Genomic DNA, 26244 nt, shown 5'->3' on the forward strand with positions numbered 1-26244 from the left:
ACACAGGGTTACGCGGCGACGAGAGGAGACGATGTGGCGTCGGACGAGGCGCAGGACGAGGGCGAGCACCTGCTCGACGGGTTGCGGGTGGACGAGGCCCGGCCCGAACGCCCTGTGCTGCTCGACGAGAAGGGCGAGCCGCTTCGGACCTGGCAGGAGAACTACCCCTACCGGGAGAAGATGCGGCGCAGGGCCTATGAGAGCCGGAAGCGCTTCCTGCAGATCGAGCTGCTGAAACTGCAGAAGACGGTGCGCGAGCAGGGGCTGCGCGTCGTGGTCGTGTGCGAGGGGCGGGACGCCGCGGGCAAAGGCGGCACCATCAAGCGCTTCACCGAACGCCTCAACCCGCGCGGGGCGCGGGTGGTGGCTCTGGACAAGCCCACGGAACGCGAGGCGGGCCAGTGGTACTTCCAGCGCTATGTGGCGCAGCTCCCGTCGGCGGGCGAGATCGTCTTCTTCGACCGTTCCTGGTACAACCGCGCCGGCGTCGAACCGGTGATGGGCTTTTGCACACCGGAGCAGCACCGCCAGTTCCTGCGGCAGACCCCGCTCTTCGAGAAGATGCTCACCGACGACGGCATCGTGCTGATCAAGTTCTGGCTCTCCGTCTCGCAGGCGGAGCAGCGCACGCGCTTCGCGATCCGTCAGGTGGACCCCGTACGGCAGTGGAAGCTCTCCCCCACGGACCTGGCGTCGCTGGACCTGTGGGACGCGTACACCAAGGCCAAGGTGGAGATGTTCCGGGCGACGGACACCGTGCATGCCCCGTGGTCGGTGGTCAAGTTCAACGACAAGCGCCGAGGTCGGCTCGAGGCCATCCGGCACCTGTTGCTGCGCATGGACTACGAGTCGAAGGACAAGGACGTGGTGGGCGAGGCGGATCCGCTGATCATCGGTCCGGCCGACACGCTGCTGGAAGCGGGCGAGGACCCCACGGACCTGTCCCCCAGCCGGATCGCCCGGCATGAACAGGGGCCCGGTCAGCACCCCTGAGCCGCAGGTGACCGCCCGCGCGTGACACGACGAGAGCCGCCCGCCCGATCCCCCGGGCGGGCGGCTCTCGTATGGACGGCCAAAAAACAAAGGGCAAGAAGTACGCACTCTCCTCGCCACTCTCAAGATATAGCGTACCGGGGGGCTTGCCGCAAGGCCCCCATCAAGGCGCACAATCGTCGGCCGACGCCACAACCTGCGGAAACGAGGGCTCCACGTGCATGTGCTGGATCTTCAAGAGGTCGACGAGACACAGATCGCCCTCGTCGGCGGCAAGGGCGCGCAACTGGGCGGGCTGTCGCGGATCGACGGCGTTCGCGTGCCGGCCGGTTTCTGCGTGACGACGGACGCCTTCCGTCAAGTCATGGCCCAGATCCCGTCCGTCGGGGAGCAGTTGGAGCAGCTGTCGCGCCTGGACGCGGAGGCCCCGGACGACCGGGAGGCGGTCCGTGCGCTCAGTGCGCGGATCCGCCGGACCATCGAGGAGAGCCCCCTCCCGGGCGAGCTCGCGGCGGAGGTCGGCCGGGCGCTCGCCCGGCTCGGCGCGCAGGCGGCCTGTGCCGTCCGCTCCAGCGCGACGGCGGAGGACCTGCCGACGGCCTCCTTCGCCGGGCAGCAGGACACCTATTTGAACGTCGTGGGGCAGGAGGCGGTCCTGCGGCACATCAGCCGGTGCTGGGCCTCGCTGTTCACGGAGCGGGCCGTGATCTACCGCCGGCGCAACGGCATCGACCACCGGACGGTCCACATGGCCGTGGTCGTGCAGCGGATGGTCCTCCCGCACGCCTCGGGCGTCCTGTTCACGGCCGACCCCGTCTCGGGCAACCGGAGGGTCGCCACCGTCGACGCCGGGTTCGGCCTCGGTGAGGCCCTGGTCTCCGGCCTGGTCAACCCGGACGTCTTCAAGGTGCGCGACGGCGAGGTCGTGGACCGGACGATCGCCGCCAAGGAGCGTGCCGTGCGGGCCCTGCCCGCGGGAGGCACGCGGGAGGTGCCGGTCGACGCGGGGCAGCAGCGCCAGCCGGCGCTCACGGACGCCCGGGCCGTGGAACTGGTGGACCTCGGACGGCGGATCGAGGCGCACTTCGGCTGCCCGCAGGACATCGAATGGTGCCTGGCCGACGACGGCTTCCAGATCGTGCAGAGCCGGCCGATCACCACGCTCTTCCCGGTCCCCGAGAGCGGCGACCAGGACAACCACGTCTACGTCTCCGTCGGCCATCAGCAGATGATGACCGACCCCATGCGGCCCCTCGGGCTCTCGATGTGGCGGTTGACGGCCATGGTCGAGATGCACGAGGCCGGCGGGAGGCTGTTCGTCGACGTCACCCCGCGGCTGGCCGATCCCACCGCCCGCACGGCCCTCCTGGACCTCATCGGCAAGGGTGATCCGCTGGTCAGGGACGCGCTGGAGACCGTCCTCGACCGTGACGAGTTCGTCCCCTCCGTGCCGGACCCGGGCCCCGGGCGGCCGGCGGGCGGTGCCTTGCCCCTGCCGGCCGAGGTCGATCCGGGCATCGTCGCCGAGCTGATCGAGCGCAGCCGAACGTCCGTCGCGGCCCTGGAGCGGGACATCCGGACGAAGACCGGACCGGCGCTGTTCGACTTCCTGGCGGAGGCCTTCGAGGAGCACAAGCGCGTGCTCAGCGACCCGCTGAACCTGCGGGCGATCATGGCGGGGATGGAGGCCACCTGGTGGCTCAACGACCGGCTGCGGGAGTGGCTGGGCGAGAAGAACGCGGCCGACACCCTCACCCTGTCCGCTCCCGACAACATCACGTCGGAGATGGGGCTGGCGCTGCTGGACGTCGCGGACGCGGTGCGCCCGCATCCGGAGGTCGTGGCGTTTCTGCGGGACGCCGAGGACGAGGGCTTCCTGGAGAAGCTGCCCGAGGTCGCGGGCGGCAAGGAGGCGCGCGAGGCCATCGAGGCCTACCTCGACCGGTACGGCATGCGCTGCGTGGGCGAGATCGACATCACGAGGCCGCGCTGGCGCGAGCGCCCCACCACGCTGGTGCCCGCGATCCTCGACAACGTCCGGAACTTCGAGGCGGGCGCCGCCGCCCGGCGCTTCGAACAGGGGCGGCGAAAGGCGCGGCAGAAGGAGCAGGAGGTGCTGGCACGCCTCCGGGACCTGCCGGACGGTGAGCGCAAGGCCGCCGAGACCAAGCGGATGATCGACCAGGTGCGGGCCTTCGTCGGGTACCGGGAGTATCCGAAGTACGCCATCATCAGCCGCTACTTCGTCTACAAGCAGGCCCTGACGGGCGAGGCCGAGCGCCTCGTGCGGGCCGGCGTGCTCCGTGACAAGGAGGACGCCTTCTATCTCACGTTCCAGGAACTGGACGACGTCGTGCGCTCGCACCAGGTGGACCAGGGGCTCGTCCAGCGGCGCAAGGAGGCGTTCCGGTCCTACCACGCGCTGACCCCGCCCCGGGTGCTCACCTCGGAGGGTGAGGCCCTGTCCGGGGCGTACCGGCGCGACGACGTGCCGGCCGGCGCCCTGGTCGGCCTGCCGGTGTCCGCCGGCACCGTCGAGGGCCGCGCCCGGGTCGTCCTCGATCCGGCGAAGGCCGATCTCGAGGCGGGCGACATCCTGGTCACGACCTTCACGGACCCCAGCTGGTCGCCGCTGTTCGTCGGCATCGCCGGTCTGGTGACGGAGGTGGGCGGTCTCATGACCCATGGGGCGGTGATCGCCCGGGAGTACGGCCTGCCCGCCGTGGTCGGCGTGGCGCGGGCCACCGGGCGGATCAGGGACGGGCAGCGGATCCGGGTGCACGGAACCGACGGGTACGTCGAGATCCTGCCCTGACCGGAGCCTTCCGCGACCGGCGTGCCGCCGTCACCTGCGCAGCCAGTGCCCGGCTCCGTCGAGCCAGGCGGTCAGGAAGTCCTCGTCCCCCCTCACCTCGATGCGGTCGGCCGGGGTCGGTGCGCGGCGCCGGTACACGAGGAGCAGCAGGTCGGTGAGGGGGCCGCGCACCGCCGTGCCCGCCTTCCGGTGGGTGTGGCCGACGGTGACGGGCGCCTGGGTGAGGTCGATGAACCACTCCCCCGTTCCCTCGGGGGCGTCGGTGGCGTGGAAGTGCACGGTGCGGCCGGGCCCGAGCAGCGCGCGGTGCGCGGCCGGGGAGGCGTAGGCCTGCGGCAGGGTGCTGAAGCCCAGCCACTCCGCCAGGCCGTCGAGGGCCACGTCCGCGTCCAGGGTGTAGGTCCCGCCCACCGCCGCGGTCGCGTCGAAGCGGTGGATAACCGTCTCGTACGTCATGCGCCGGGCCCAGAAGAGAGCGGTGCCGTCCGGCGCCGGGGTCCACACCCCGGCGTCGGGCCCCGCCGCGCGCAGCGTGTCCACGAGACGGGCGGTGCTGTCGGTCAGCCGGGCCGCGAGCGTCGCGAGGTCGTCGTCCGCTCGGGGCGTGACCTCGTTGACCTCGTGGTCCGGGACGGGTTCGGCGGCGCGGGTGCGCACGATGGTCTCGGCCCAGCCGTAGGTGCCGCCGACGTGACGCAGCAGGTGCGCGAGGGTCCAGCCGGGGCAGCCCGGCACGGGTGTGGTGGCGTCCGCACCGTCGATCGCGGCCACCAACTGGGCGCTCTGCGCGGAGATCCGGGTGACATAGCGGTCGTACACCGCACGGGGGCTCGGACATGTCATGCCGTCACGGTAGAGCACGGGCGCGAGCCGCCGCTCCCGGAACGGGGACGGACGAAGGCCCTTACCCGTACAGGGATACGACGGTTCGCCGCCTCGCGTGATTCGGCTCGGCATTTCACTACCCGGAATGACGGCGAGCGGTTGGACGAACTGTCGAAAAGGGTGCAGTGACGATTCTGCGCGGTCATCGTGCCCTTCAGGGGTGGTGACGGCCCGGCGCCCGACGCAGCTGGGGTCGGGCCGCGGGCAGGAATGGGGAAGCGTGCGAGTACGGGGTGACGGGGAGGGCGCGGCCCGGTCGGAGCGGTGCGGCCTGGCCGGGAGCGGCCTGACGGGGAGTGGGCTGACGGGGAGCGGGCTGATCGGAAGCGGGCTGATCGGGCGGGGCGAGGAGTTGGGGGCGCTTCGTCGGCTGCTCGCCCAGGGACGGCTCGTCACGGTGGTCGGCGGCGCCGGGGTGGGCAAGAGCGTGCTCGCCGAACACGCGGCCGCGGCGGTGGGCGGCGCGCTGCCGGACGGCGTGGTGCGCGTGCGGTGGTGGGAGGGTGGCCCGGCACGCGGGCGGTCGGTGGCGCGGGTGGTGGCCGATGCCTTGGACGGAGCGGCAGACCGGGCGCTGGGCGAGGCGGGCGCGGGCGGGGCGGCTCGTACGGGTGGGGGGCCGGTCGGGATCGCGGAGCTGGCCGCGCGGTTGCGGGAGCGGCGGCTGCTGTTGGTGCTCGACGACTTCGATCCGGTGCGCGAGGAGTGCGTACGCCTGGTGCGGGCGCTCCTGGCCGAGGCACCCGGGGTCCGGGTGCTGGCCGCCGGTCGTCATCCCCTGGGTCTCGGCGAGGAGGCGGTGCTGCGCCTCGGGCCGCTCGCGGTCGTCGCGGACCCGGGGGCGCGGGTTGCCGGGGCCGAAACGGGCGTGGCCGAGCCGGACATGACCGCGCGTCCGGGCCCCGCCCGCAGCCCGGGCACTGACTCGTTTGCGGCGGGGGAAGTGGGCCTCGCAGCCGAGGGGGAAGCAGGCCCCGCAGCCGAGACGGAAGTGGGCCCGGCCGTCACCCTGTTCCTGACCCGGGTACGGGCCGTCCGAGGCGGTCTGGCGACCGGGGTGAGCCGGCCGCGGCGAGCCCCCGGCACTGGCGGTCCGGCGGCCCCCCACAGCGGCCCCGGCCCCGTGAGCCCCACCGAACCGCGCGCCCGCTCGCACGACACCGCCCGCATCCCGTCCGACGGCGTGGAGTTCTCGGACGACGACGTGCGCGCCGCCCGGGACATCTGCCGACGGCTCGAAGGCGTGCCGTTGGCCATCGAGTTGGCGGCGGTGCAAGCGGCGCACCATCCGCTGCCGCGGCTCGCCCGGCTGCTGGCGGACGACGCGCAGGGCCGGCTGAGCAGGCCGGACGCCCCGCTGCGCAGACACCGCTCGCTGCGCGCCGCCGTGGGCGCCGGCTACGCGCTGTGCGGGACGGTCGAGCGCACCGTCTGGGCCCGGCTCAGCGTGTTCGCCGGGGAGTTCGACGGGGACGCGGCGGCGTTCGTGTGCGGGGGCGAAGGCCTCGACGCGCGGAAGGTGCCCGCCGCGCTGGCCCGTCTGGTCCTCGCCTCGGTCCTGGAGCCGGTCCGCGACGTCGGCGGCGTCCTGACCGCGCGTTACCGCATGTCCGCGGCGGCCCGTGGCTTCGGCGCCGAGCGGCTGCGGTCGGCGGGGGCCGGGGCCGCCGCCGTCAGCCGCCACCAGTACTGGTACGGCCATGTGGCCTCGACCGCCCACCACTTGTGGAGCACCGGTCGGCACGAGCGGGCCATGGCGCTCGTCCGCGACGAGGAGGCCGACCTGCGTGCCGCCCTCACCCGGCGGCCGGGCGACGCGGACCAGGTGTCGACGGCCCTGGCCCTGGCCGTCGACCTGTGGTTCTGGTGGGCGGTGTGCGGGCGGGCGGCGGAGGGGCGCGCCCATCTGCGGCGCCTGCTGCCGATGGACGGGGCGGAGACCTGGGTCCGCGCGCAGGCGCTGTGGCTGGCGGGCTGGCTGGCGGTGTGCACGGACTCCTCCGACGCCGCCGCATTGCTCGGCGAGGCCTGGCAGGCGGCCGTCCTCGCGGGTGATGACGCCACCGTCGGGCGCGTCTGCCATGTGCTGGGGGCGCTCGCCCTGCAAGAGGGCAGGACCGAGCAGGCCGTCGCCCATCTGCGGGCGGCCGCGGACGCCGTTGCCACGCACGCGGAGCACGGCCCGCCCACCGCCGTCAGCTGGGCGCTGCTCGCCGTGGCGCAGACCCGGGTCGACCCCGCCGAGGCGCGGCGCAGCGCCCGTCGTGCCGCGACCTGTCCGCAACCGCGGCACGATCTGTGGACGCGGTCCATGACGCAGTACGCGCAGGCACTCGTCGACCATCTGGGCGGCCGCCGCAGCCGTGCCTGGCGGCGCGCCCACAAGGCCCTGGTCGGCGCCCTCGGGGTGGCCGGCGTCGTCCCCGCCACCGCGGTCCCGGCTGCCGCCGCCCTGGCCGCACCGCCCGGCGCCGCGCGCGTCCGCGAGCTGATCGCGGACATCGAGGCGGGCCGAACACCCTCACCGCCGCTCTTCCCGCGCCCGGCGATCGACCGCTGACCCGGGGGCAGGGGGCCGCGCCTGGCGATGGGAGGGGCGCCGCCGGGCCCCGCGTCTCAGCGCGTGATCGCGCCCAGCAGCGCCTTCGCGCACAGGTCCCGCACCTGTGCGCGCGACAGTTCCGGCGCGGCCAGCCACTCCAGGCAGACGGCCACCATGAACGCGAGCCAGCCCCGCACCGCGAGGCGCAGGACGTCCTCGTCCCGGACGATGTCCGTCGCGTCCGGGTCCGCGGCGAGGGCGGCGAGGATCTGCCGCTCCTGGGCGGCGAGGCCCGCGCCGTAGACCTCGCGCACCAGGGGGTCGCCCGCGGCCTCGGCCCGGTGGAAGGCGCGGAAGCCCTGCGCGTGGCTCTCGACGTAGCCGAGGAAGGCGTCCAGGCCCGTACTGATCTGCTCCCGCACCGGCAGTCCCGGCACGGCCGCCGTCAGACGCAGCATGCGCTCGCTCTCGCGCCGCACGACGGCGGCGAAGAAGTCCCTCTTGGTCGGGAAGTAGTGGTAGAGGAGTCCGCGCGAGACGCCCGCGATCTCCGCGACCCGCTCGATCCACACGTCGTCGTAGGGCTTCTGTGCGAACAGCCGCGCCCCGACCGAGAGCAGCTGCTCACGCCGCTCCTCGGTGCTCAGTCTGCGGCGCGTGCGCTCCTGAGGGTTCGCGGCCATGCGGGCACTTTACTCGACGTGCTTGACGCGAATTCAACGGCGGCCCCAGACTGGGGAGCCTTATTGAATCCACGTACAACAGGCCCAACGGGTCCGCCGGGCAAGGAAGATGGGCACATGGCGCAGACGACGCGGTCCGCGGCGGGGCAGGCGGCGCCGGCCGGGCCCCCGCCCAAGGGGTTCCGCAGCGCCGAGCTGGGGTGGCCCGAGCTGCACCGGATACCCCATCCGCCGCGCCGTCTGCCGTTCCTCGGTGACATCCTCGGCGCCGACGCGCGCACGCCCCTGCAGGACTCGATGCGGCTGGGGCACCGGCTCGGGCCCATCTTCCGGCGCAAGGCGTTCGGCAAGGAGTTCGTGTTCGTGTGGGGCGCCGACCTCGCCGCCGACCTGGCCGACGAGTCGCGCTTCGCCAAGCACGTGGGGCTCGGGGTGGCCAATCTCCGGCCGCTGGCGGGCGACGGGCTCTTCACGGCGTACAACCACGAGCCCAACTGGCAGCTGGCGCACGACATCCTCGCACCGGGGTTCAGCCGCGAGGCCATGGCCGGCTACCACCCCCTGATGCTCGACGTGGCGCGGCAACTGACCGCCCGCTGGGACGAGCGGGAGGCGGCCGGCCGGGCGGTGGACGTGCCGGGCGACATGACGAAGCTGACACTGGAGACGATCGCCCGCACCGGTTTCGGGCACGACTTCGGCTCCTTCGAACGCTCGGCCCCGCACCCCTTCGTGACGGCCATGGTCGGCACGCTCTCCTTCGCCCAGCGCCGCAACGTCGTCCCGCCCCTGCTCACGCCGCTGCTGCTGCGCGGTGCCGGCCGGCGCAACGACGCGGACATGGCGTATCTCAACCGCACCGTCGACGCGGTGGTCGCCGCCCGCCGTACCGCGTCCGGGGCGGGTGGCCACGGCGACCTGCTCGACCGGATGCTGGAGGTGGCGCACCCCGAGACCGGGGAGCGGCTGTCCTCGGAGAACATCCGCCGTCAGGTCATCACCTTCCTGGTCGCCGGCCACGAGACGACCTCCGGGGCACTGTCCTTCGCGCTGCACTACTTGTCGCGCTCCCCCGAAGTGCTCGCCCGCGCGCGGGCCGAGGTCGATCAGGTGTGGGGGGCGCGGGAGGAGCCCGCGTACGAGCAGGTGGCCAAGTTGCGGTACGTGCGCCGGGTGCTGGAGGAGTCGCTGCGGCTGTGGCCCACCGCTCCCGGGTTCGCCCGCGAGGCCCGCGCGGACACCGTGCTCGGGGGCGCGCACCCCATGCGGCGGGGCGCGTGGGCGCTCGTCCTCGCGACGATGCTGCACCGCGATCCGGCCGCGTGGGGCGAGCGCCCCGAGGAGTTCGATCCCGACCGGTTCACGCCCGCGGCGGTGCGGGCGAGGCCGCCGCACGTCTTCAAGCCGTTCGGCACCGGGGCGCGGGCCTGCATAGGACGTCAGTTCGCCCTCCATGAGGCCACCTTGGTGCTCGGGCTGCTGCTGCGCCGCTACGACCTGCACGCCGACCCCGGCTACCGGCTGCGCGTCGCCGAGCGGCTGACCCTCATGCCGGACGGGCTCACTTTGCGGCTCACCCGCCGCTCACCGGCCGTGTAGGAGCGCCATTGTCAGACCCGTGCGCGAGAGTGGAGACGGCATCGCCGCGATGCCGCCCATGCCACCCAGCGCAGAGGAGTCGCTCGACATGACCGGCACGACGTCCGAGGAACTGCTCGCCGCCCAGGCCTGCTTGCGTCTGCTGCACACCGCCCGCGCCGCACTGTCGGACACCTCCGAGGTCCCTCCGGCCGCCGCGGCCACCCTGCTCGCGGGGCCGATCGCCGAGGCCGACGACGCGCTGCGCCGCGCCGGCCTCGCGGGCAACGAGGCGGTACTGATCGAACGGATCTACGATCTCGCTCCCTCGCCGCGCACCGAGGAGGAGGCCGGCCCTCCCCCGGTGGCCCGTTCGTGTGCGCGCGAGCGGAGCCAGTCATGAGCGCGGCGCCCGGCGGCCCGGCGGAGGGCAACGCCAGTTACGGCCACAAGGAGTTCAAGCGCTCCAAGAGCCACTTCGCGGACCGCGTCACCGCCGACGGGCGAGACGGCTGGCCCGTCGAAGCCGGGCGCTACCGCCTGGTGGTGAGCCGCGCCTGCCCCTGGGCGGGCCGCGCGCTCATCGCCCGCCGGTTGCTCGGCCTGGAGGGCGCCCTGTCCCTGGGGATCACCGACCCGATCCAGGACGACCGGAGCTGGCGGTTCACGCTGGACGCCGACGGCCGCGACCCGATCCTCGGCATCCGCTTCCTGGGCGAGGCCTACGAGGCTCGCGAGCGCGGGCACCCCGGCGGTGTCAGCGTGCCCGCGCTCGTGGACGTGCCGAGCGGCAAGCTGGTCACGAACGACTACCAGCGGATCACCCTGGACTTCGCCTCGCAATGGACGGCGCTGCACCGCGAAGGGGCGCCGGACCTGTATCCGCGTCCGCTGCGGGACGAGATCGACGCGGTGATGGACGACATCTACCACGACGTCAACAACGGCGTGTACCGCGCTGGTTTCGCCTCCGACCAGAGCGCGTACGACGCGGCGTGCCGCGATGTGTTCCGCCGCCTGGAGCTGACCTCGCAGCGGCTGGCGCGCCGCCGCTATCTCGTCGGGGAGACGATCACGGAAGCGGACATCCGGCTGTTCAGCACCCTGGTGCGGTTCGACGCGGTGTACCACGGCCACTTCAAGTGCAACCGCCGCAAGCTGGCCGAGGACCCGGTGCTGTGGGCGTACGCCCGGGACCTGTTCCAGACGCCGGGGTTCGGGGACACCATCGACTTCGACCACATCAAGCGGCACTACTACCAGGTGCACACGGGCATCAATCCCACCGGCATCGTGCCGCTGGGGCCCGACCTCGGCGGCTGGCTGACACCGCATCACCGCGAGCAGCTCGGCGGGCGGCCGTTCGGTGACGGCACACCGCCGGGTCCCGTGCCCGCCGGCGAGGAGGTGCCGGCCACCGGGCGGCCCTGACCGGCGCGGACGCTCCCGCCCGTACCCCTTTACCGGCTTTCCGCTCGGGAGAGGTCAGCGCGGTCGCCAGGTGAACTTGTCGCCGCCCACCCAGCGCACGGCGTCCGGATCGTCGAGGTCGTGCACGGCGATGCCCGCCATGGCGGCGGCGTCCAGGACGTCCGTCACGGTCTTCGCCGTGCCGACCACCTCGCCGTCGATCTCCACGATGCGAAACGGCGGGCTGCCGGGCTGCACGCCGAGGACCGTGATGCGGGGGTTCGCCGTGTACGGATACTCGCTCATGCCTGGAACTCTTCCACGGCGGAGCGAGGGACCGCCTCGCCAGTCGGCCGCTCGGGCTACCCCGGGCCGCCCGACCGCGGGCCCGCACACCGGCACACCCTCAAGCTGAAGTACAGGGTGAGCCTTGTGGTCGGTGACAAGGTCACGACCCGCCAATTGCTCATGGGAACCATTTTCATATAGCGTCGGGCCGTCGCCCCGCCCCCACCACCCCAGGAGGACCCGATGGCCGTACCCAAGCGGAAGATGTCCCGCAGCAACACCCGCCACCGCCGCGCGCAGTGGAAGGCCACCGCTCCCCGACTGGTGCCCGTCACCGTCGACGGCACCCGGCACCTGGTCCCGCAGCGCCTGCTCAAGGCGTATCAGCACGGCCTGCTGCGCCTGCCCGCGCACCGCGGTGACCACCGATGACCTGAGCCCCGCCACCCGCCCGGTGCGCCTCTTGTGGGTCCGATCATGGAGAGGGCACTGTGGCTGCCACAACCGTCACCACCGACGCGCGAGGTGCAGGCATGGACAGCGGAGCAGGACCGGCCGGGCCTTCCGGGGGCCGGCCGGGGCGGCGGCGGTTCCTCGGGGCACTGGCCAAAGCGGCCACGGCGGGAGCCCTGTCGGCCACCGCCGCTTGCGCCTCCCCCCACCCGCCCGAGCGCGAGAGCGCGGACCGCACACGTCCGGACGGCACGCGCAAGGCCCCCGACTCGTCCGCCGCACACCGCCCGCTCCGCGAGGGACGGTTGTTCCTGGGCACGTACACCTCCCAGGAAGGCGGCGGCAAGGGCATCGGGCTCGCGACGTACGACGAGACGACGGGCCGCGTCACCGGCACCGGCACGATCACCGGCGTGCCCGACCCCTCCTATCTCGCCCTGCACCCCTCGGGCCGCACCCTCTACGCCGTGGACGAGCGGGAGAAGGGCGGGGTGACCGCCGTCGCGCTCTCCCCCGACGGCGGTCACAAGGTCCTCGGGAGGCGGGACACCGGCGGCGGGGCGCCCTGCCACCTCTCGGTGCATCCGAGCGGCCGCTGGCTGCTCAGCGCCAACTATCTCTCCGGCAGCGTGAGCGTCCACCCCGTCGACCGGTCCGGGGCGCTGGGCGAGCGGACCGACGTGGTCACGCACTCCACCCCGCCGCCCGGCCCGGGCCAGGACGGGCCACACGCCCACCAGATCGTCACGGCGCCCGACGGCCGCCACGTCCTCGCCGTCGACCTCGGCACCGACTCCGTCCACACCTACCGGCTCGACACCGAGGCGGGCACCCTCCGCCGGCTGTCGTACGCGACGCTGCGGCCCGGCGCGGGCCCGCGCCACCTCGCCTTCCACCCCTCGGGGCGCTTCGCGTATCTCGCCGACGAGCTGGACGACACCGTCGTCGTCTGCGCGTACGACCCCGCCACCGGCCGCCTCACCCCGGGCGAGCCGCAGTCGACGGGCTCCGGTGCCACGACCAATTACCCGGCGCAGATCGTGGTGACGCGCGAGGGGCGCTTCGCCTTCCTCGCCAACCGCGGCCACAACAGCGTCGCGCGGTACGCGGTCGAGGGCGGCGGCGCCCGGCTGCGGCTCCTGGGTACGGTGCCCGTGCGCGGGGACTTCCCGCGGCATCTCGCCCTGTCCCCGTCGGAGCGGCTGCTGTTCACCGCGAACCAGAAGTCGGACTCGGTGAGTGTGTTCCGGGTCGACCGGCGCAGTGGTGAACTGCGTCTGGCGGGCAAGCCGTTCGTGGCGCCGGTCGCGGTGTGCGCGCTGCCCGGCGGCGAGGCGGGACGGACGGCCTGACGGGGCGGGCCCCTGGGCGGCAGTCGTCGCCGCGGCCGGCCGCTACGGCTTGGTGAAGCCGACGTCGCTCGCCCGGACGGCGATCTCCACCTCGTCGCCGAGGGCCCATTCGGCGACGCGCGAGACCATCGCGGCGGGGACCAGGTCGCTGATGCCCTCCGCGGCCGGGATGTCGTAGGTCGCGTGGGCGTCGTGCGGCAGGACGACTCGGAAGTCCAGGTCCAGGGCGGTGCGCGCGGTGGCGCTGACACACATCTCGGACATGACCCCGCAGATGGCCAGCTCCGTGACGCCGGCCTCCTTGAGCAATTCCTCCAGGCGGGTCCCCTCGAAGCCGTCGTCGACGGTCTTGCGCAGCACGACCTCGCCGCGGTCGGTGTCGACGGGCAGCGCGACCGCCCAGCCCGGCGTGCCCGGCTCGTCGGGGCTGCCGGGCTCGCCGTCGTTCTGGAGCTGGACGACGAACGCGCCGCTCTCGCGTGCCCTCGCCATGAGGTCGCGGACCCGGTCGAGCAGGCGGTCCGCGTGGGGCACGGCGCCGTCGCCGTGGACGAAGGCGCACTGCATGTCGACCACCAACAGGGCCTGGACGGGGGCGTGGGACTCGGGGTGGTGCGGGGGCGGCTGTTTCTGCATCCCGCCATGATGCCCTGCGCGTGACACCGCGACGCGGGGCGGTGGCGTCGGTAACGTACCCACGCATGAGCACGGACCTGACCGTTCTCCTCGTCTGCGCGGCCGTACTGCTCGCCGCGACGCTGGCCGTCGCGGTCGTTCTGCTCGTCCGCCTCGTCCGCACGCGCCGCGCCCTGCGCAGAGCCGGACTTCCGGTCGAGCGGCAGTGGGTGTTCTGGGGCGCGGTCGCCTATCTCGTGCTGCCCACCGACCTGCTCCCCGACCCGATATACCTGGACGACGTCGGGGTGCTGCTCCTCGCGCTGCGCTCGATGCGGTCAACCGCCGACGGGCCGCCCGCGCCGGGAGGCTGAGAGGCGGGCCCTGGTGAGCAGGGCGTGCATGCAGTCCGTCACCTGGGAGACGTCCTCGACCGTCTGAGGGAACGCCAGGCGTACGTCCGCCTGGCCGCGGACGCGTTCGAGGCGCAGGCAGATGCCGTGCCGGTCGAGGGCGAGCGGGCGCACCCGCACCACGCCTTGGAGGCTGTCCGGGCTGATGAGGCGGGTGAGCTGCTCGACGGCGTCCGGGTGGGCGTCGGCGAGGTGGGTGAGCAGCCGGGACTCCGCCTCGGCGAGCGGATCGGGGACGGTCAGGGCCAGTTCGTCCGGCTCGATGCCGTGGCGTTCGCCGTTCGCGTCCTGCAGGACCGCGCGCGTCGGTTCGAGGACGAGGTGGTCGCCGTCGTACGCCAGTGACCCCGACAGCCACAGACGCGCGCGGACGCGGTCCCTGACCGGCACCGGCGCGACGTCGGCGAACTCGACCAGCGTGGTCGGCGCGCCGCGCGGCGCGCAGATCAGGGCGGCGGCGAGCGCGCTGTCCTCGGGCGGGCACAGCCGCAGCCTGCCGTCCTCGGTGACGCTGTGCGCGCCGACGAGTTCGTCCTTGCCGATCTCCGTGGTGACCGCGCAGGACCATGCGGTGGCGAGCACCGAACGGGCGCGTGCCGCCGCTGTGGGCACGGTCGTGCTGCTGTGACGGACAGCCATCCTCAACCTCCATTAGGTAAGCCTTGCCTAACTTATCGGAGATCGGGGGGCGGGGCCAGTACGCAAACGGCCCCGCGCGGCGAACCACGCGGGGCCGGGACACGGCGACGATCCGGTCAGTGCCCGCGGGCGATCCACTCCCGCAGATGCGGCGCCTCGGCGCCGATCGTCGTGCTGTCGCCGTGCCCGGTGCGCACCACCGTCTCCGGCGGCAGCGTCAGCAGCCGCTCCCTGATGGATGCCACGATCGTGGGGAAGTCGCTGAAGGAACGGCCCGTCGCGCCCGGTCCCCCGGCGAAGAGCGTGTCACCGGTGAAGACGGTGCCGAGCGCCGGGGCGTACAGGCTGACCGCGCCGTGGCAGTGCCCGGGCGTGTGCAGCACCCGCAACGCCGTGCCCGCGACGGTCAGTTCCTGCCCGTCGGCCAGCTCGCCGTCCGGGGCGCGGTCGGGGTGGGTCCGCTTCCACAGCTCCGTGTCGGCCGGGTGCAGCAGGATCGGCGCGCCGGTGCGGGCGGCCAGCGCCGGGGCGGCGTCGACGTGGTCGTCGTGCGCGTGGGTGCACACGATCGCGACGAGGCGCCGCTCCCCCACCGCCGCCGCGATGGCGTCCGCGTCGTGCGCGGCGTCGATGACGACGCACTCGCGGTCGTCACCGACGATCCATACGTTGTTGTCGACCTCCCAGGTGCCGCCGTCCAGGGAGAAGGTCCCGGACGTGAGGAGGTGGTCGACGCGCGCGCCGGAGGCGTTCGCCGGGGACGGGGCCGCCATCAGAACATCACCACCGAACGCAGGACGTCGCCGTGGTGCATCCGCTCGAAGGCCTTCTCCACGTCCTCCAGGGCGATGGTCTCCGTGACGAACGCGTCCAGGTCCAGGCGGCCCTGCCGGTAGAGGTCGACGAGCATCGGGAAGTCCCGCGAGGGCAGGCAGTCCCCGTACCAGCTCGACTTCAGCGCGCCGCCGCGCCCGAAGACGTCGAGGAGCGGCAGCTCGATCCTCATGTCGGGCGTCGGCACGCCGACCAGGACGACGGTGCCCGCCAGGTCGCGGGCGTAGAAGGCCTGCTCGTACGTCTCGGGGCGACCGACCGCCTCGATGACGACGTCGGCGCCGTTGCCGCCGGTCAGCTCGCGCACGGCCTCGACGGGGTCGGCGGTGCGGGAGTTGACGGTGTGGGTGGCGCCGAGGCCCTGTGCCGTCCGGAGCTTCTTGTCGTCGATGTCCACGGCGATGATCTTCGCGGCGCCGGCGAGGCGGGCGCCCACGACGGCGGCGTTGCCGACGCCGCCGCAGCCGATGACGGCGACCGAGTCGCCGCGGCCGACGTTGCCGGTGTTGATGGCGGCGCCGATGCCCGCCATCACCCCGCAGCCGAGGAGACCGGCAGCGGCGGGCGATGCCTCCGGGTCGACCTTGGTGCACTGCCCGGCGGCGACGAGGGTCTTCTCCGCGAAGGCGCCGATGCCGAGGGCGGGCGACAGCTCGGTGCCGTCGGCCAGGGTCATCTTCTGCTTCGCGTTGTGCGTGTCGAAGCAGTACTGGGGGCGGCCGCGCAGACAGGCGCGGCACTGGCCGCACACCGCACGCCAGTTGAGGATCACGAAGTCGCCGGGGGCGACCTCGGTGACGCCCTCGCCGACCGACTCGACCAGGCCCGCCGCCTCGTGCCCGAGCAGGAACGGGAAGTCGTCGTTGATGCCGCCCTCCCGGTAGTGCAGGTCGGTGTGGCAGACCCCGCACGCCTGGATCTGCACCACGGCCTCTCCGGGCCCCGGGTCGGGGACGGTGATCGTCTCGATCCGTACCGGCTCGCCCTTTGCGCGGGCGACCACGCCCCGCACCTGCTGCGCCATGACTTCAGCCCTTCTCTCAACTCCGCGTCTTTCCCGCCCATCGTTACAGGTCGTACGCCTCGTGTCCCGGGCGGCACCGGAACGCGCCCTAGGGTGAGCGGGTGCGTGTTCTCGCTGCCCAGGCCCTTCTGCCGGTCGGCCCGGCGCTCGCCGTGGCCCTGCTGGTGCTGCTGCTCGCCGCCGCCGCGACGGCGGCCGTCTTCCGGCTCGCCCCCGACGCCTCGCGGGGCAGGGCGCGGGAGATCCTGGTCGCCGGGGCGCGTGCCACGGCGCAACTGGCCGTCGTCTCGCTGGTCATCGGCTGGGTGGCGCACCACACGGCGGCGCTCCTCGCGTTCCTGCTGCTGATGTTCGCCGTCGCCACCCGCACCGCCGGCCGGCGCGTCACCGCGAACGGCACCTGGTGGCGGACGGCGCTGCCGATCGCGGGTCCCGTGCTCCCGGTGGTGAGCGGCCTGGTCCTCGGCGGGCTGCTCCCGCCCCGGGGCATCGCCATGATCCCCGTGGCGGGCATCCTCATCGGCGGCGCGCTGACGGCGACCGTCCTCGCGGGCCGCCGCTGCCTGGACGAACTGCGCACCCGCCACGGGGAGTTCGAGGCCGGCCTGGCCCTCGGCCTGGCCGACCGCGACGCCCGTCTGGAGGTGGTCCGCCCGGCGGCCTCCGACGCCCTGCTGCCCGGCCTGGACCAGACCCGCACCGTCGGGCTCGTCACGCTGCCCGGCGCCTTCGTCGGCATGCTGCTGGGCGGCGCGTCCCCGGTGCTCGCGGGCGCCGTGCAGCTCTTCGTCCTGGTGGCCCTGATGGCGGTCCAGGCCGTGGCCGTGGCCTCACCGTCGAACTGGTCGCCCGGGGACGGCTGCACCGCGAGGAGCCGGGCGCCTCCCCTGCGGCCGGGAGCCAGGCGTAGGCTCGACCACTATGTCTGTCTACGAAGAAGAAATCGGCGCCCTGCGGGGCGGCTCCGCCGACCTGCGCCAGTTCGAGGGCAAGACCGTCCTCGTCGTCAACGTCGCCTCCAAGTGCGGTCTGACCCCGCAGTACGCGGGCCTGGAGCGGCTGCACGAGCAGTACGCGGCGCGCGGCTTCAGCGTGCTCGGCGTGCCCTGCAACCAGTTCCTTGGCCAGGAGCCCGGCACCTCCGAGGAGATCGCGCAGTTCTGCTCGGCGACGTACGGCGTGACCTTCCCGCTGACGGAGAAGGTCGACGTCAACGGAGAGGGCCGGCACCCGCTGTACGCCCGCCTGGTCGATACGGCGGACGCCGAGGGGCACACCGGGGACATCCGCTGGAACTTCGAGAAGTTCCTGGTGAACGGCGCCGGGGAGGTCGTCGCCCGCTTCTCCCCGCAGACCGAGCCGGACGCGCCCGAGGTCGTCGCGGCCATCGAGAAGCACCTCCAGGGCTGATCCGCGCCCCTGGCCCGCCCGGTACCGGACGTGCGCCGTCGCACCGGCCGGGCCGGGCTCCCCCGCTCACTCGCGAGAGCGCGATACCTCCAGCCGGGCCAAGCCGATCTGCGGAGTCGGTGCCGCGCTCCTACGGTGGCTGAATGGCCATCAGGTACCTTCCGTGCTCCTCCTCCGTACGCACCGCGGCCCTCGCGCTCGGGGCTCTGGTCCTCCTGTCCTTCCCTGCCTCCCCCGCCGCCGCGACCGACGTCCCGGCCGAGCCCGCGCCGCCGCGGCCGCTGCCCGCGTACTCCTCCACGCTGCTGGACCGGCCGGGCGTGCAGGTCCGGCCCGGGCCCGCCGCGCCCGGGCTGCCCGCCGACGTCACCGCCCTCGCGTGGCTGGTGGCGGACGCCCGTACGGGCGAGGTGCTCGCCGCCAAGAACGCGCACCGGCCACTGCCGCCCGCCTCCACCCTCAAGTCGCTCTTCGCCCTGACGGCACTGCCCCACCTCGAGGCGGAGCAGCGCCACGTCGTCGCCGAGCACGAGCTGGACGAGGTCGGCGACGGCAGCAGCCTGGTGGGGGTGGCGCCGGGCCGCGCCTATCGCGTCGCCGACCTGTGGCGCGGCGTCTTCCTCAGCTCCGGCAACGACGCCGTGCACGTCCTCGCAAGGCTCAACGGCGGTCTGCGCACCACCGTGCAGCAGATGCGGGCCAAGGCCCGCGAGCTGGGCGCCCGGGACACGCAGGTGGTCTCGCCGGACGGCTACGACGCCGAGGGGCAGGTGTCGTCCGCGTACGACCTCGCGGTGTTCGGCAAGGCGGGGCTCGCCGATCCGCAGTTCGCCCGCTACTGCTCGACCGCGGTCGCCCGGTTCCCGGCGGGCGGCTGGTCGTACCGGATCCAGAACACCAACCGGCTGCTGACGGGTGCCGACGGCGTCGCGCCCTACCCGGGGCTGCTCGGTGTGAAGAACGGCTACACCAGCCATGCGGGCGCCACCCTCATCAGCGCCGCCCAGCGCGACGGGCACACCCTCGTCGTGACGGTGATGAATCCGCAGACGGGCGGTGCGCAGGCGGTGTACGAGGAGGCGAGATCCCTGCTGGACTGGGGTTTCGCGGCGGCGGGGAAGGTGCAGCCGGTGGGCTCGCTGCTGCCGCCGCAGCAGGACACGCACGCCGCGCCGAACCCGGCGCACGCCGCCGGCACGGCGACGGTCCGGGCCCTGGAGCCGGACGACTCCGACTGGCCCGCGGTGCTGCTGGTCGCCGCGGGCGCGGTGACCGTCCTTGCGGGCGTGGTGCTGGCCCTGCGGCGGCGGGCCGTCTCGCTGTCCCGGCGCAGGAACGCCGGACGGAGGGTCCCCGACTGAGCGGACGCGGGCAGACCGTGCGGTGAGTGCTCCGCCGAGGGTGGCCGTGCGGGGCGAGGAGGCGGGGGCGGAGGTTTTCGCTAGGGCGTGTTTCGAAAGTAGCGTCGTCCGCCCGCAGGGCGGGCCTGGCGGCGTCTGGTGCGTGCGCTCGCAAGGCGGAGGGTCGCCCCGATACTGGTGGTATCGGGGCGATCCCGACAACGCGGCGAGCGTGCGTGCCAGGCGTCGCCAGGCAGACGGGACTTTCGAAACACGCCCTAGTGCCCGCTGCCCTGGACGCCGCCGAGGAGTCGGGAGAGCCCCTCGTCGAGATCAAGGCCGCCCTCCTCTTCGCCGTCGGGGACCACGGAGTACGAGCGGGCCAGGAAGCGGCGGAGCGCGATCCTGTCGAACTGGACCAGGGCCATCCCCTGGTGGGAGTGGAACTCCAGCACCGTCCGCGCCCGCCCGCACGGCCATATGCGCACGTCACCGCCGCCCGCGGGGGCGCTGAGGCCGTCCTCCAGGAGCCGGCGGGCGAAGATCCAGGTGACCTCCATGCCGTCGAGGGAGGCCTCGGAGGGGAAGGTGATCTGGACCGCCAGCGGGTCCTCGGCCGAGTAGCGCAGGACCACGGGGAGGCCGTACTCATGTCCGTCCGGGGCGACGAGGCGGGCGCGGGTGGGCTGCTGAAGGGTGACGGCCATGATCGAGCTCCACTTCTGGTTCTTCCACTGCGCGGGATCCCTTCGCGGACCCCTGTGCCCTTACGACCCCGTACGGAGGGGTTTCATTACGGCGATTCCGGCAAGAGACCGGTGTGACCTGTGTCACCCACCTCGCATGAGTGGTGCGTCCGAGGACCGTGTGACCGTCCGTGTGCCCCTCACGGGCCGGTACACACGTGCCGGGCCCCGGCCGGTGCGGCCGTGCGCCGGGCCCCGGCGCGTTGCAGGATGGGCCCATGCTGCTCGCCCGGCTCGCCCACGTGTCCAAGGAAGTGGCCGCCACCTCCGCGCGGTCCCGGAAGATCGCCCTGCTCGCGGAGCTGTTCGCGGCCGCCGAGCCCCAGGACGTGCCGATCGTCATCCCCTATCTGGCGGGGCGGCTGCCCCAGGGCCGGCTCGGCATCGGCTGGAGCACGCTCAAGGACGCCGGGCCGCCCGCCGCCGAACCGAGCCTGACGGTGCGCGGCGTGGACGCGGCGCTCACCGCGATCGGCGCGGTGTCCGGTACCGGGTCGCAGGGCGAGCGGCGCCGTCTGATCGGTGAGCTGATGGGGGCCGCGACCGCCGACGAGCAGCGGTTCCTCGTCGGCCTGCTCACCGGCGAGGTCCGGCAGGGCGCGCTGGACGCGGTCGCCGTCGAGGGCCTGGCGGTGGCCACGCAGACGCCCGCGGACGCCGTGCGGCGCTCGGTGATGCTCGCCGGCTCCGTGAGCCCGGTCGCGCAGGCGCTGCTGGCGCGCGGCCCCGAGGCGCTGGAGGAGTTCCGGCTGACCGTGGGCCGGCCCATCCTGCCGATGCTCGCGCACGGCGCCACGTCGGTCGCCGAGGGCATCGACAAGCTCGGCGCGTGCGCGGTCGAGGAGAAACTGGACGGCATCCGGGTCCAGGTCCACCGCAGTGGCGACGACGTCCGCGTCTACACCCGCACCCTGGACGACATCACCGGCCGGCTGCCGGAACTGACGGCCGCCGCACGCGAGCTGAAGGGTGAGCAGTTCATCCTGGACGGCGAGGTCATCGCCCTGGACGCGCAGGGGCGGCCGCGGCCGTTCCAGGACATCGCGGGGCGCGTGGGCTCACGCGTCGACGTCGAGACGGCGGCGGCCGGGCTGCCCCTGTCCCCCGTCTTCTTCGACGCCCTGTCCGTGGCCGGGCGAGACCTGCTCGCTCTGCCGTTCGCCGAGCGGCACGCGGAGTTGGCCGCGCTGGTCCCCGAGCCGATGCGGGTGCGCCGCGCGGTGGTGGACGAGCCCGGTGACGAGCGCCTGCGCGGTGCGGCCGAGCAGTTCTTCGAGGAGACGCTGGCGCGCGGCCACGAGGGAGTCGTCCTGAAGTCGCTCGACGCCCCGTACAACGCGGGCCGGCGGGGGGCGTCCTGGCTGAAGGTCAAGCCGGTGCACACGCTGGACCTCGTGGTGCTGGCCGCGGAGTGGGGCCATGGGCGCCGCACCGGCAAGCTCTCCAACCTCCACCTGGGGGCGCGGCGGCCCGACGGGACGTACGCGATGCTGGGCAAGACGTTCAAGGGCATGACGGACGCGATGCTCGCCTGGCAGACGGAGCGCCTCCAGGAGCTGGCGGTCAGCGACGACGGCCACGTGGTGGAGGTCCGCCCCGAACTCGTCGTGGAAATCGCCTACGACGGTCTGCAGCGCTCCACGCGCTACCCGGCCGGCGTGACCCTCCGCTTCGCCCGCGTCCTGCGCTACCGCGAGGACAAGCCCCCCGAGCAGGCGGACACCGTGGAGACCGTGCTGGCCCGCCGTACGGCGTGATCCGGTCCGGCCTCGGGCCGATTGTCTAGTTCCCACCTCGGGCCGATTGCATAATTTTGCCAACACTTGGCCCCGATAGGGTGACACCACGGGATGATCACCTATCGCACAAGGGGAAAGCTGTGCCCGCATCACGTCTGAGCCGCACGCCACTTCCAGGCATCGGCATCCGTTACGACCTCACGACCCGGGAACAGCGGCGGCTGTCGGTCATCGCCCACCGGGACGGGGCGCGGACACTGAGCGCGTACCGGTCCGACGACCCGGACGCGTGCGCCCTGTCGCTGCGGCTCAGCTCGGGCGAGGCGGAATCGCTGATCGATGCCTTGATGCCGTCGCACCACAGCCCCACCTTGCTGCACACCACGGACCTGGGTCTGGTGGCCGAGCGGGTGCTGCTGTCCGCCACCTCGCACTGGAACGGACGGCTCCTCGGCGAGACCCGGATGCGGACCGAGACGGGCGTCTCGATCGTGGCGGTGCTGCGGCGGGCCGACGCGTTCCCCTCGCCCGCCCCCGACTTCCGCCTGGCGGGCGGGGACACCCTGATCGTGATCGGCACGCGCGAAGGCGTGGAGACGGCCGCGGCGATACTCGGGCAGGAGTGATCGCGTGCACTCCGCTGTCTTCCTCATCGAGTTCGGCGCGATCATCCTGGCTCTCGGGCTGCTCGGCCGGTTCGCGGGCCGCTTCCGGTTCTCGCCGATCCCGCTCTATCTGCTGGCGGGGCTCGCGTTCGGCGAGGGCGGGCTGCTGCCGCTCGGCGCGAGCGAGGAGTTCGTCGCCATCGGCGCCGAGATCGGCGTCATTCTTCTGCTGCTCATGCTCGGCCTCGAGTACACGGCCAGCGACCTCGTCAGCAACCTCAAGACGCAGTACCCGGCGGGCCTGGTCGACTGCACGCTGAACGCCCTGCCGGGCGCCGTCGCCGCGCTGCTGATGGGCTGGGGTCCGGTCGCCGCCGTCGTCCTCGCCGGTGTCACCTGGATCTCGTCGTCCGGTGTCATCGCCAAGGTCCTCGGCGACCTCGGGCGGCTCGGCAACCGCGAGACGCCGGTCATCCTCAGCATCCTCGTCCTCGAAGACCTGGCGATGGCCGTCTACCTGCCCATCATCACCGCCCTGCTGGCGGGTGTCGGCTGGGCCGCGGGCAGCCTCACGCTCGCCGTCGCGCTCGGCGCGGCGGGCCTCGTCCTCTTCCTCGCCGTGCGCTACGGACGGCTCATCTCCCGCTTCGTCTCCAGCGACGACCCGGAGAAGCTCCTCCTGGTGGTGCTCGGCCTGACCATCCTCGTCGCCGGCATCGCCCAGCAGCTCCAGGTGTCCGCCGCCGTCGGCGCCTTCCTGGTCGGCATCGCGCTGTCCGGTGAGGTCGCCGAGGGCGCGCACTCGCTGCTCGCGCCCCTGCGGGATCTCTTCGCGGCCGTCTTCTTCGTCTTCTTCGGGCTGCACACCGATCCGGCGAGCATTCCGCCCGTGCTGCTGCCCGCGCTGGCGCTCGCCGTCGTCACCGCCCTGACGAAGATCGCCACCGGCTACTGGGCGGCCCGGCGCGCGGGCGTCTCCGTCAAGGGCAGGTGGCGGGCCGGCGGCGCGCTGGTGGCGCGGGGCGAGTTCTCCATCGTCATCGCGGGCCTCGCGGTCGGCGCCGGCATCGAGCCGTCGCTGGGGCCGCTGGCGACGGCGTACGTCCTGATCCTCGTGGTCATCGGCCCGCTCACCGCCCGTTACACGCAGCCCGTCGCCGGCTTCGTGGGCGGCGCCCTCGCCCGGCGGCGGGCGGCCGCCACCGGGGGCGGGAACGTACAGGTTCCCGGGCCCCGGGAAGCGGCCGAGTCCCGGGACGGACAGGACGCGGGCGATCGCGCCTAGGCCCTGGGACCGCTCGGTCAGCCGATGCAGCTGGGGCGGAATTCCGGGTCCGCCGGGCCCTTGCGGCTCAGCGCGGCGAGGACCCACTGGGCGACGACCGGGTCCTTCGTCGCCTGGTCGTGCAGGAACGGGTCCAGCGGGCAGCGGTCCTGGAGGACGACGTTGGTGACGTACTCCTTCGGGCCGCTCAGCAGGGCGTTGGTGTACGGGACGACGATCTCGTCGTAGCGGGTGGTGAGGACGGTGTAGTCGGGGCCCGCCGGGGTCTGTGTGCCGGTGTTGAGCCTCGTCAGCAGGTCCGAGCCGACCATCTGGTCGGTGCAGGCCGGGCAGACGGTGTGGCCGAGGGGCCTGGCCAGCGGGTTGGTCGTGCCGTGGTTGGACGGCACGATGCCGATGAGGTCGTCCACCTTGTCGGCGCCGCCGAGGAACTTCACGTAGTAGCGGGGCATCATGCCGCCCTGGCTGTGGCCGACGATGTCGACCTTCGCCGCGCCCGTGGCGCCCCGCACGGCCTCGACGAAGTCCTTGAGTTCCCCGGCGGAGCTCGCGACCGGGTCGGTCGCCATGTTCCCGTAGTTGAACGCGAAGACGCAGTAGCCCGCTCTCTTCAGCTTCGGCGAGAGGGTGGCCCAGTTCTCCCGCATCAGCTTGAAGGTGCCGTTGACCAGCACGACCGGCTGCGGGTGCGCCGCGTCCGGGGTGCACGACCAGTCGTTCGCGCCGCGCGGCGGTATGTCGAGGAGCGAGGCGGACGCCGCGGCGGGGGCGGAGGCGGCCGCCGGGACGGCGAGGCCCACGACGGCCAGGGCGAGGGTGGCCGCGGCGGCCAGGGCGGACCGTGCGGAGCGGCGCAGGGTGCGAAGGTGCATGACAGTTCCCGTCGGTCAGGAAGGCCGCCGGGGCAGGGCGTTCGGCGGCACGCGAACGCGGTTCGGCAATGCCGACCGCTGGGAGAGATCGTTTTCCGTGGGCCCCCGGCGCGTCAAGCGCTTTGCGTTCCGCGTTCCTCACACCGGCCAGGGGTTGCGTGCGGGAGGTGGCGCGGTGCGGTCGGGACGAGTGCGGGACTCGCCGCCCACCGGGGCCCCGGCGCCTGGCACGATGCTCTCCATGACCCCAGGGCCCGCCTTCCGCCTCGCCCGAGCCGCCGTGTTCGCGGCCGTGTGCGTGGTGACGACGGCCCTCGGGCACGCCCTCATGTCGGGGGCCGCGCTGCCGTGGTGGGCCATCGGTTACGCGTTCGGGGCCACGGCGGCCGCCGCGTGGTGGCTGACCGGGCGCGAGCGGGGGCCGCTGGCGGTCACGGGCGCCACGGTCGGCGCGCAGCTGCTCCTGCACGAGCTGTTCGCCGTGGCGCAGCGGATGGGCCCACGGCCGGCGCACGCCGGTGACGGCATGAACCACATGAACCATCCGATGCCGCCGCCGTCCCCCGGCCCCCAAGCCGGCACCGCCACGGCCGCCGGGTCCGAGGCGGGCATGCCCGACTGGCTGACGTCCGTGTTCGGGCACAGCGGCCTCGGCATGTTCCTCGCCCACCTCGTCGCCGCGCTGGTCTGCGCCCTGTGGCTGTGGCGCGGGGAGGCCGCCGCCCACCGCGCCGGACGCGCGCTCGCCGCGGCCGTCTTCGTGCCGCTGCGGCTCGTCCTCAGGGTTCTCGTCGCGGCGCCGCCTCCGGCCCCGCCGCGCGTCGGCGCGCTCGTGCCCGTACCGCGGCTGCGCGGGGTTCTGCTCCAGTACGCCCTCGCACGCAGAGGTCCGCCGGTCCTTCCGGTCAGTTCCTGAGACCCGTTCCCGGCACCGGCTCCTGACGCCGGTTCCCGAAGTCGGTTCCTGACACCGCCCGCGCCCCTCGGCGCCGGGCGGCTCTTCGGCGTTCGCGCCGTCCCCGGACTCCCTTCCCCGAAGGACCTCTTGCGATGACTCCTGCCCTGCTGGGCCCTGCCCTTCCGGCCTCCTCCGCCCGGCCACGCCCCGCGCGCGGCGCGGATCCGACCCGTGACGACCTGATCACCGAGTGGGCGCTGGCCGCCCGTGACGGTGACGCCGAGGCGTTCGAGCGGTTCGTGCGGGCCACCCGACGCGACGTCTGGCGGTTCGTCGCCCACCTCAGCGGTGACCTGCACGGCGCCGACGACCTGACCCAGGAAACGTACTTGCGGGCCCTGACCGGGCTGCGCGGCTACGCCGCCCGCTCCTGTGCCCGTGCCTGGCTGCTCGCGATCGCGCGCCGGACCGTCGCGGACCGCTTCCGCACGGCCGCGGCCCGCCCGCGCGTCATCGACACCGACGACTGGCAGCTGGCCGCCGAGCGGGCGCAGCCGCGCGGCCTGCCCGGCTTCGACGAGGGCGTGGCCCTGCTCGACCTCTTGGCGTCGCTCGACGCGCCGCGCCGCGAGGCGTTCGTGCTGACCCAGCTCGCCGGGCTGCCGTACGCGGAGGCGGCGGCCGCCACCGGCTGTCCCGTAGGGACGGTCCGCTCGCGGGTGGCGCGCGCCCGGGAGCGGGTGAGCGCGCTACTCCTCGCGGCCGACGGCGCGGCCTGACCGGTACGCCCCCGCCACCGGCCCCGTCCGGTGCGGACGCCAGTGT

General features: G+C 73.6%; 25 protein-coding genes and 1 pseudogene. 17 read left to right on the top strand and 9 right to left on the bottom strand.

The genetic code is table 11. From position 1 onward, the window contains the following. Window positions 1–33: 33 nt before the first annotated feature. Both ppk2 and rph read left to right on the top strand, forming a co-directional pair. Window positions 34–993: a polyphosphate kinase 2 gene (gene ppk2, locus ACZ516_RS06860; protein WP_358578463.1), complete on the top strand. Its 960-nt coding sequence runs from the start codon at window positions 34–36 to the stop codon at window positions 991–993. A 217-nt stretch (window positions 994–1210) separates the two neighbouring features. Next, window positions 1211–3808, top strand: coding sequence for a rifamycin-inactivating phosphotransferase (gene rph, locus ACZ516_RS06865; protein ID WP_469008910.1), 2598 nt, complete (start codon window positions 1211–1213; stop codon window positions 3806–3808). A gap of 30 nt (window positions 3809–3838) precedes the next feature. On the opposite strand, the gene ACZ516_RS06870 is transcribed toward rph, so the two are convergent. After that, entirely contained in the window at window positions 3839–4651 is an 813-nt protein-coding gene (locus tag ACZ516_RS06870) for a maleylpyruvate isomerase family mycothiol-dependent enzyme (RefSeq protein ID WP_361083157.1), read from the bottom strand. 262 nt (window positions 4652–4913) lie between these two features. Here ACZ516_RS06870 and ACZ516_RS06875 point away from each other — a divergent pair, with 262 nt between their 5' ends. Next, window positions 4914–7253, top strand: a complete 2340-nt coding sequence (locus ACZ516_RS06875) for an ATP-binding protein (RefSeq protein ID WP_469008912.1) — start codon at window positions 4914–4916, stop codon at window positions 7251–7253. A 56-nt stretch (window positions 7254–7309) separates the two neighbouring features. Here the strand turns inward: ACZ516_RS06875 and ACZ516_RS06880 are convergent, their stop codons facing one another. Then, entirely contained in the window at window positions 7310–7918 is a 609-nt protein-coding gene (locus ACZ516_RS06880; RefSeq protein WP_469008913.1) for a TetR/AcrR family transcriptional regulator, read from the bottom strand. A gap of 117 nt (window positions 7919–8035) precedes the next feature. Between ACZ516_RS06880 and ACZ516_RS06885 the strand changes: the two genes are divergently transcribed. The 3 genes from ACZ516_RS06885 to ACZ516_RS06895 are packed head-to-tail and all read left to right on the top strand — an operon-like array spanning window position 8036 to window position 10927. Next, window positions 8036–9517: a cytochrome P450 gene (locus ACZ516_RS06885; RefSeq protein WP_469008915.1), complete on the top strand. Its 1482-nt coding sequence runs from the start codon at window positions 8036–8038 to the stop codon at window positions 9515–9517. A gap of 19 nt (window positions 9518–9536) precedes the next feature. Further along, the gene (locus tag ACZ516_RS06890) at window positions 9537–9899 is read left to right on the top strand and encodes a hypothetical protein (protein WP_469008916.1); all 363 of its coding nucleotides are present in this window, start codon (window positions 9537–9539) and stop codon (window positions 9897–9899) included. Next, on the top strand, window positions 9896–10927 hold the full coding sequence (locus ACZ516_RS06895; protein ID WP_361083163.1) for a glutathione S-transferase family protein: 1032 nt from the start codon (window positions 9896–9898) through the stop codon (window positions 10925–10927). Before ACZ516_RS06890 ends, ACZ516_RS06895 begins: the two co-directional genes overlap by 4 nt. Before the next feature lie 54 nt (window positions 10928–10981). Here ACZ516_RS06895 and ACZ516_RS06900 read toward each other — a convergent pair whose 3' ends face one another. Next, on the bottom strand, window positions 10982–11212 hold the full coding sequence (locus ACZ516_RS06900; RefSeq protein WP_358578478.1) for a hypothetical protein: 231 nt from the start codon (window positions 11210–11212) through the stop codon (window positions 10982–10984). Between the two features lie 225 nt (window positions 11213–11437). On the opposite strand from ACZ516_RS06900, the gene rpmF reads away from it, so the two are divergent. After that, window positions 11438–11626 carry a 50S ribosomal protein L32 gene (gene rpmF / locus ACZ516_RS06905; protein WP_361083165.1) on the top strand — a complete coding sequence of 63 codons (189 nt, stop codon included), beginning with the start codon at window positions 11438–11440 and terminating at the stop codon, window positions 11624–11626. 101 nt (window positions 11627–11727) lie between these two features. Further along, window positions 11728–12999 (top strand): lactonase family protein, encoded by a 1272-nt coding sequence (locus tag ACZ516_RS06910; protein WP_469008918.1) that lies wholly within the window; start codon window positions 11728–11730, stop codon window positions 12997–12999. Window positions 13000–13041: 42 nt separating this feature from the next. Here ACZ516_RS06910 and ACZ516_RS06915 read toward each other — a convergent pair whose 3' ends face one another. After that, complete coding sequence (locus tag ACZ516_RS06915; RefSeq protein WP_358912657.1) at window positions 13042–13635, bottom strand: isochorismatase family protein; 594 nt, start codon at window positions 13633–13635, stop codon at window positions 13042–13044. A gap of 65 nt (window positions 13636–13700) precedes the next feature. Between ACZ516_RS06915 and ACZ516_RS06920 the strand changes: the two genes are divergently transcribed. Further along, window positions 13701–13988 carry a DUF1232 domain-containing protein gene (locus ACZ516_RS06920; protein ID WP_358578487.1) on the top strand — a complete coding sequence of 96 codons (288 nt, stop codon included), beginning with the start codon at window positions 13701–13703 and terminating at the stop codon, window positions 13986–13988. On the opposite strand, the gene ACZ516_RS06925 is transcribed toward ACZ516_RS06920, so the two are convergent. From ACZ516_RS06925 to ACZ516_RS06935, 3 genes are all read right to left on the bottom strand, one after another. Further along, window positions 13953–14666, bottom strand: coding sequence for a DUF2470 domain-containing protein (locus tag ACZ516_RS06925; RefSeq protein WP_358578489.1), 714 nt, complete (start codon window positions 14664–14666; stop codon window positions 13953–13955). The genes ACZ516_RS06920 and ACZ516_RS06925 overlap by 36 nt on opposite strands. A 116-nt stretch (window positions 14667–14782) precedes the next feature. Beyond that, window positions 14783–15439: an MBL fold metallo-hydrolase gene (locus tag ACZ516_RS06930; RefSeq protein WP_469008919.1), complete on the bottom strand. Its 657-nt coding sequence runs from the start codon at window positions 15437–15439 to the stop codon at window positions 14783–14785. Continuing rightward, entirely contained in the window at window positions 15439–16524 is a 1086-nt protein-coding gene (locus ACZ516_RS06935) for an S-(hydroxymethyl)mycothiol dehydrogenase (protein ID WP_469008921.1), read from the bottom strand. Before ACZ516_RS06935 ends, ACZ516_RS06930 begins: the two co-directional genes overlap by 1 nt. A gap of 101 nt (window positions 16525–16625) precedes the next feature. Here ACZ516_RS06935 and ACZ516_RS06940 point away from each other — a divergent pair. From ACZ516_RS06940 to ACZ516_RS06950, 3 genes and pseudogenes are all read left to right on the top strand, one after another. Continuing rightward, window positions 16626–17434 (top strand): annotated as a pseudogene (locus tag ACZ516_RS06940) (ABC transporter permease). 11 nt (window positions 17435–17445) lie between these two features. Further along, a complete protein-coding gene (locus tag ACZ516_RS06945; RefSeq protein ID WP_358578499.1) occupies window positions 17446–17934 on the top strand; it encodes a glutathione peroxidase in 489 nt (162 codons plus the stop codon). Between the two features lie 143 nt (window positions 17935–18077). Then, window positions 18078–19295 carry a D-alanyl-D-alanine carboxypeptidase family protein gene (locus ACZ516_RS06950; protein WP_361083173.1) on the top strand — a complete coding sequence of 406 codons (1218 nt, stop codon included), beginning with the start codon at window positions 18078–18080 and terminating at the stop codon, window positions 19293–19295. A 257-nt stretch (window positions 19296–19552) separates the two neighbouring features. On the opposite strand, the gene ACZ516_RS06955 is transcribed toward ACZ516_RS06950, so the two are convergent. Then, window positions 19553–19981 carry an SsgA family sporulation/cell division regulator gene (locus ACZ516_RS06955; protein WP_358578503.1) on the bottom strand — a complete coding sequence of 143 codons (429 nt, stop codon included), beginning with the start codon at window positions 19979–19981 and terminating at the stop codon, window positions 19553–19555. A gap of 257 nt (window positions 19982–20238) precedes the next feature. Between ACZ516_RS06955 and ACZ516_RS06960 the strand changes: the two genes are divergently transcribed. The 3 genes from ACZ516_RS06960 to ACZ516_RS06970 all read left to right on the top strand — a co-directional run bounded on the left by ACZ516_RS06960 (window position 20239) and on the right by ACZ516_RS06970 (window position 23649). After that, on the top strand, window positions 20239–21777 hold the full coding sequence (locus ACZ516_RS06960; protein ID WP_469008923.1) for an ATP-dependent DNA ligase: 1539 nt from the start codon (window positions 20239–20241) through the stop codon (window positions 21775–21777). Window positions 21778–21899: 122 nt separating this feature from the next. Next, window positions 21900–22385 carry a cation:proton antiporter regulatory subunit gene (locus tag ACZ516_RS06965; RefSeq protein ID WP_358578509.1) on the top strand — a complete coding sequence of 162 codons (486 nt, stop codon included), beginning with the start codon at window positions 21900–21902 and terminating at the stop codon, window positions 22383–22385. Window positions 22386–22389: 4 nt separating this feature from the next. Beyond that, window positions 22390–23649: a cation:proton antiporter gene (locus ACZ516_RS06970; protein WP_358578511.1), complete on the top strand. Its 1260-nt coding sequence runs from the start codon at window positions 22390–22392 to the stop codon at window positions 23647–23649. 17 nt (window positions 23650–23666) lie between these two features. Here the strand turns inward: ACZ516_RS06970 and ACZ516_RS06975 are convergent, their stop codons facing one another. Beyond that, window positions 23667–24521, bottom strand: a complete 855-nt coding sequence (locus ACZ516_RS06975) for an alpha/beta fold hydrolase (RefSeq protein ID WP_469008925.1) — start codon at window positions 24519–24521, stop codon at window positions 23667–23669. A gap of 241 nt (window positions 24522–24762) precedes the next feature. Here ACZ516_RS06975 and ACZ516_RS06980 point away from each other — a divergent pair, with 241 nt between their 5' ends. Together ACZ516_RS06980 and ACZ516_RS06985 are read left to right on the top strand one after the other, a co-directional pair. Then, complete coding sequence (locus tag ACZ516_RS06980; protein WP_469008926.1) at window positions 24763–25437, top strand: hypothetical protein; 675 nt, start codon at window positions 24763–24765, stop codon at window positions 25435–25437. A gap of 134 nt (window positions 25438–25571) precedes the next feature. Beyond that, complete coding sequence (locus ACZ516_RS06985) at window positions 25572–26198, top strand: sigma-70 family RNA polymerase sigma factor (protein WP_469008928.1); 627 nt, start codon at window positions 25572–25574, stop codon at window positions 26196–26198. Window positions 26199–26244 lie beyond the last annotated feature (46 nt).

It is taken from the genome of Streptomyces sp. NPDC034037 (genome assembly GCF_055575715.1).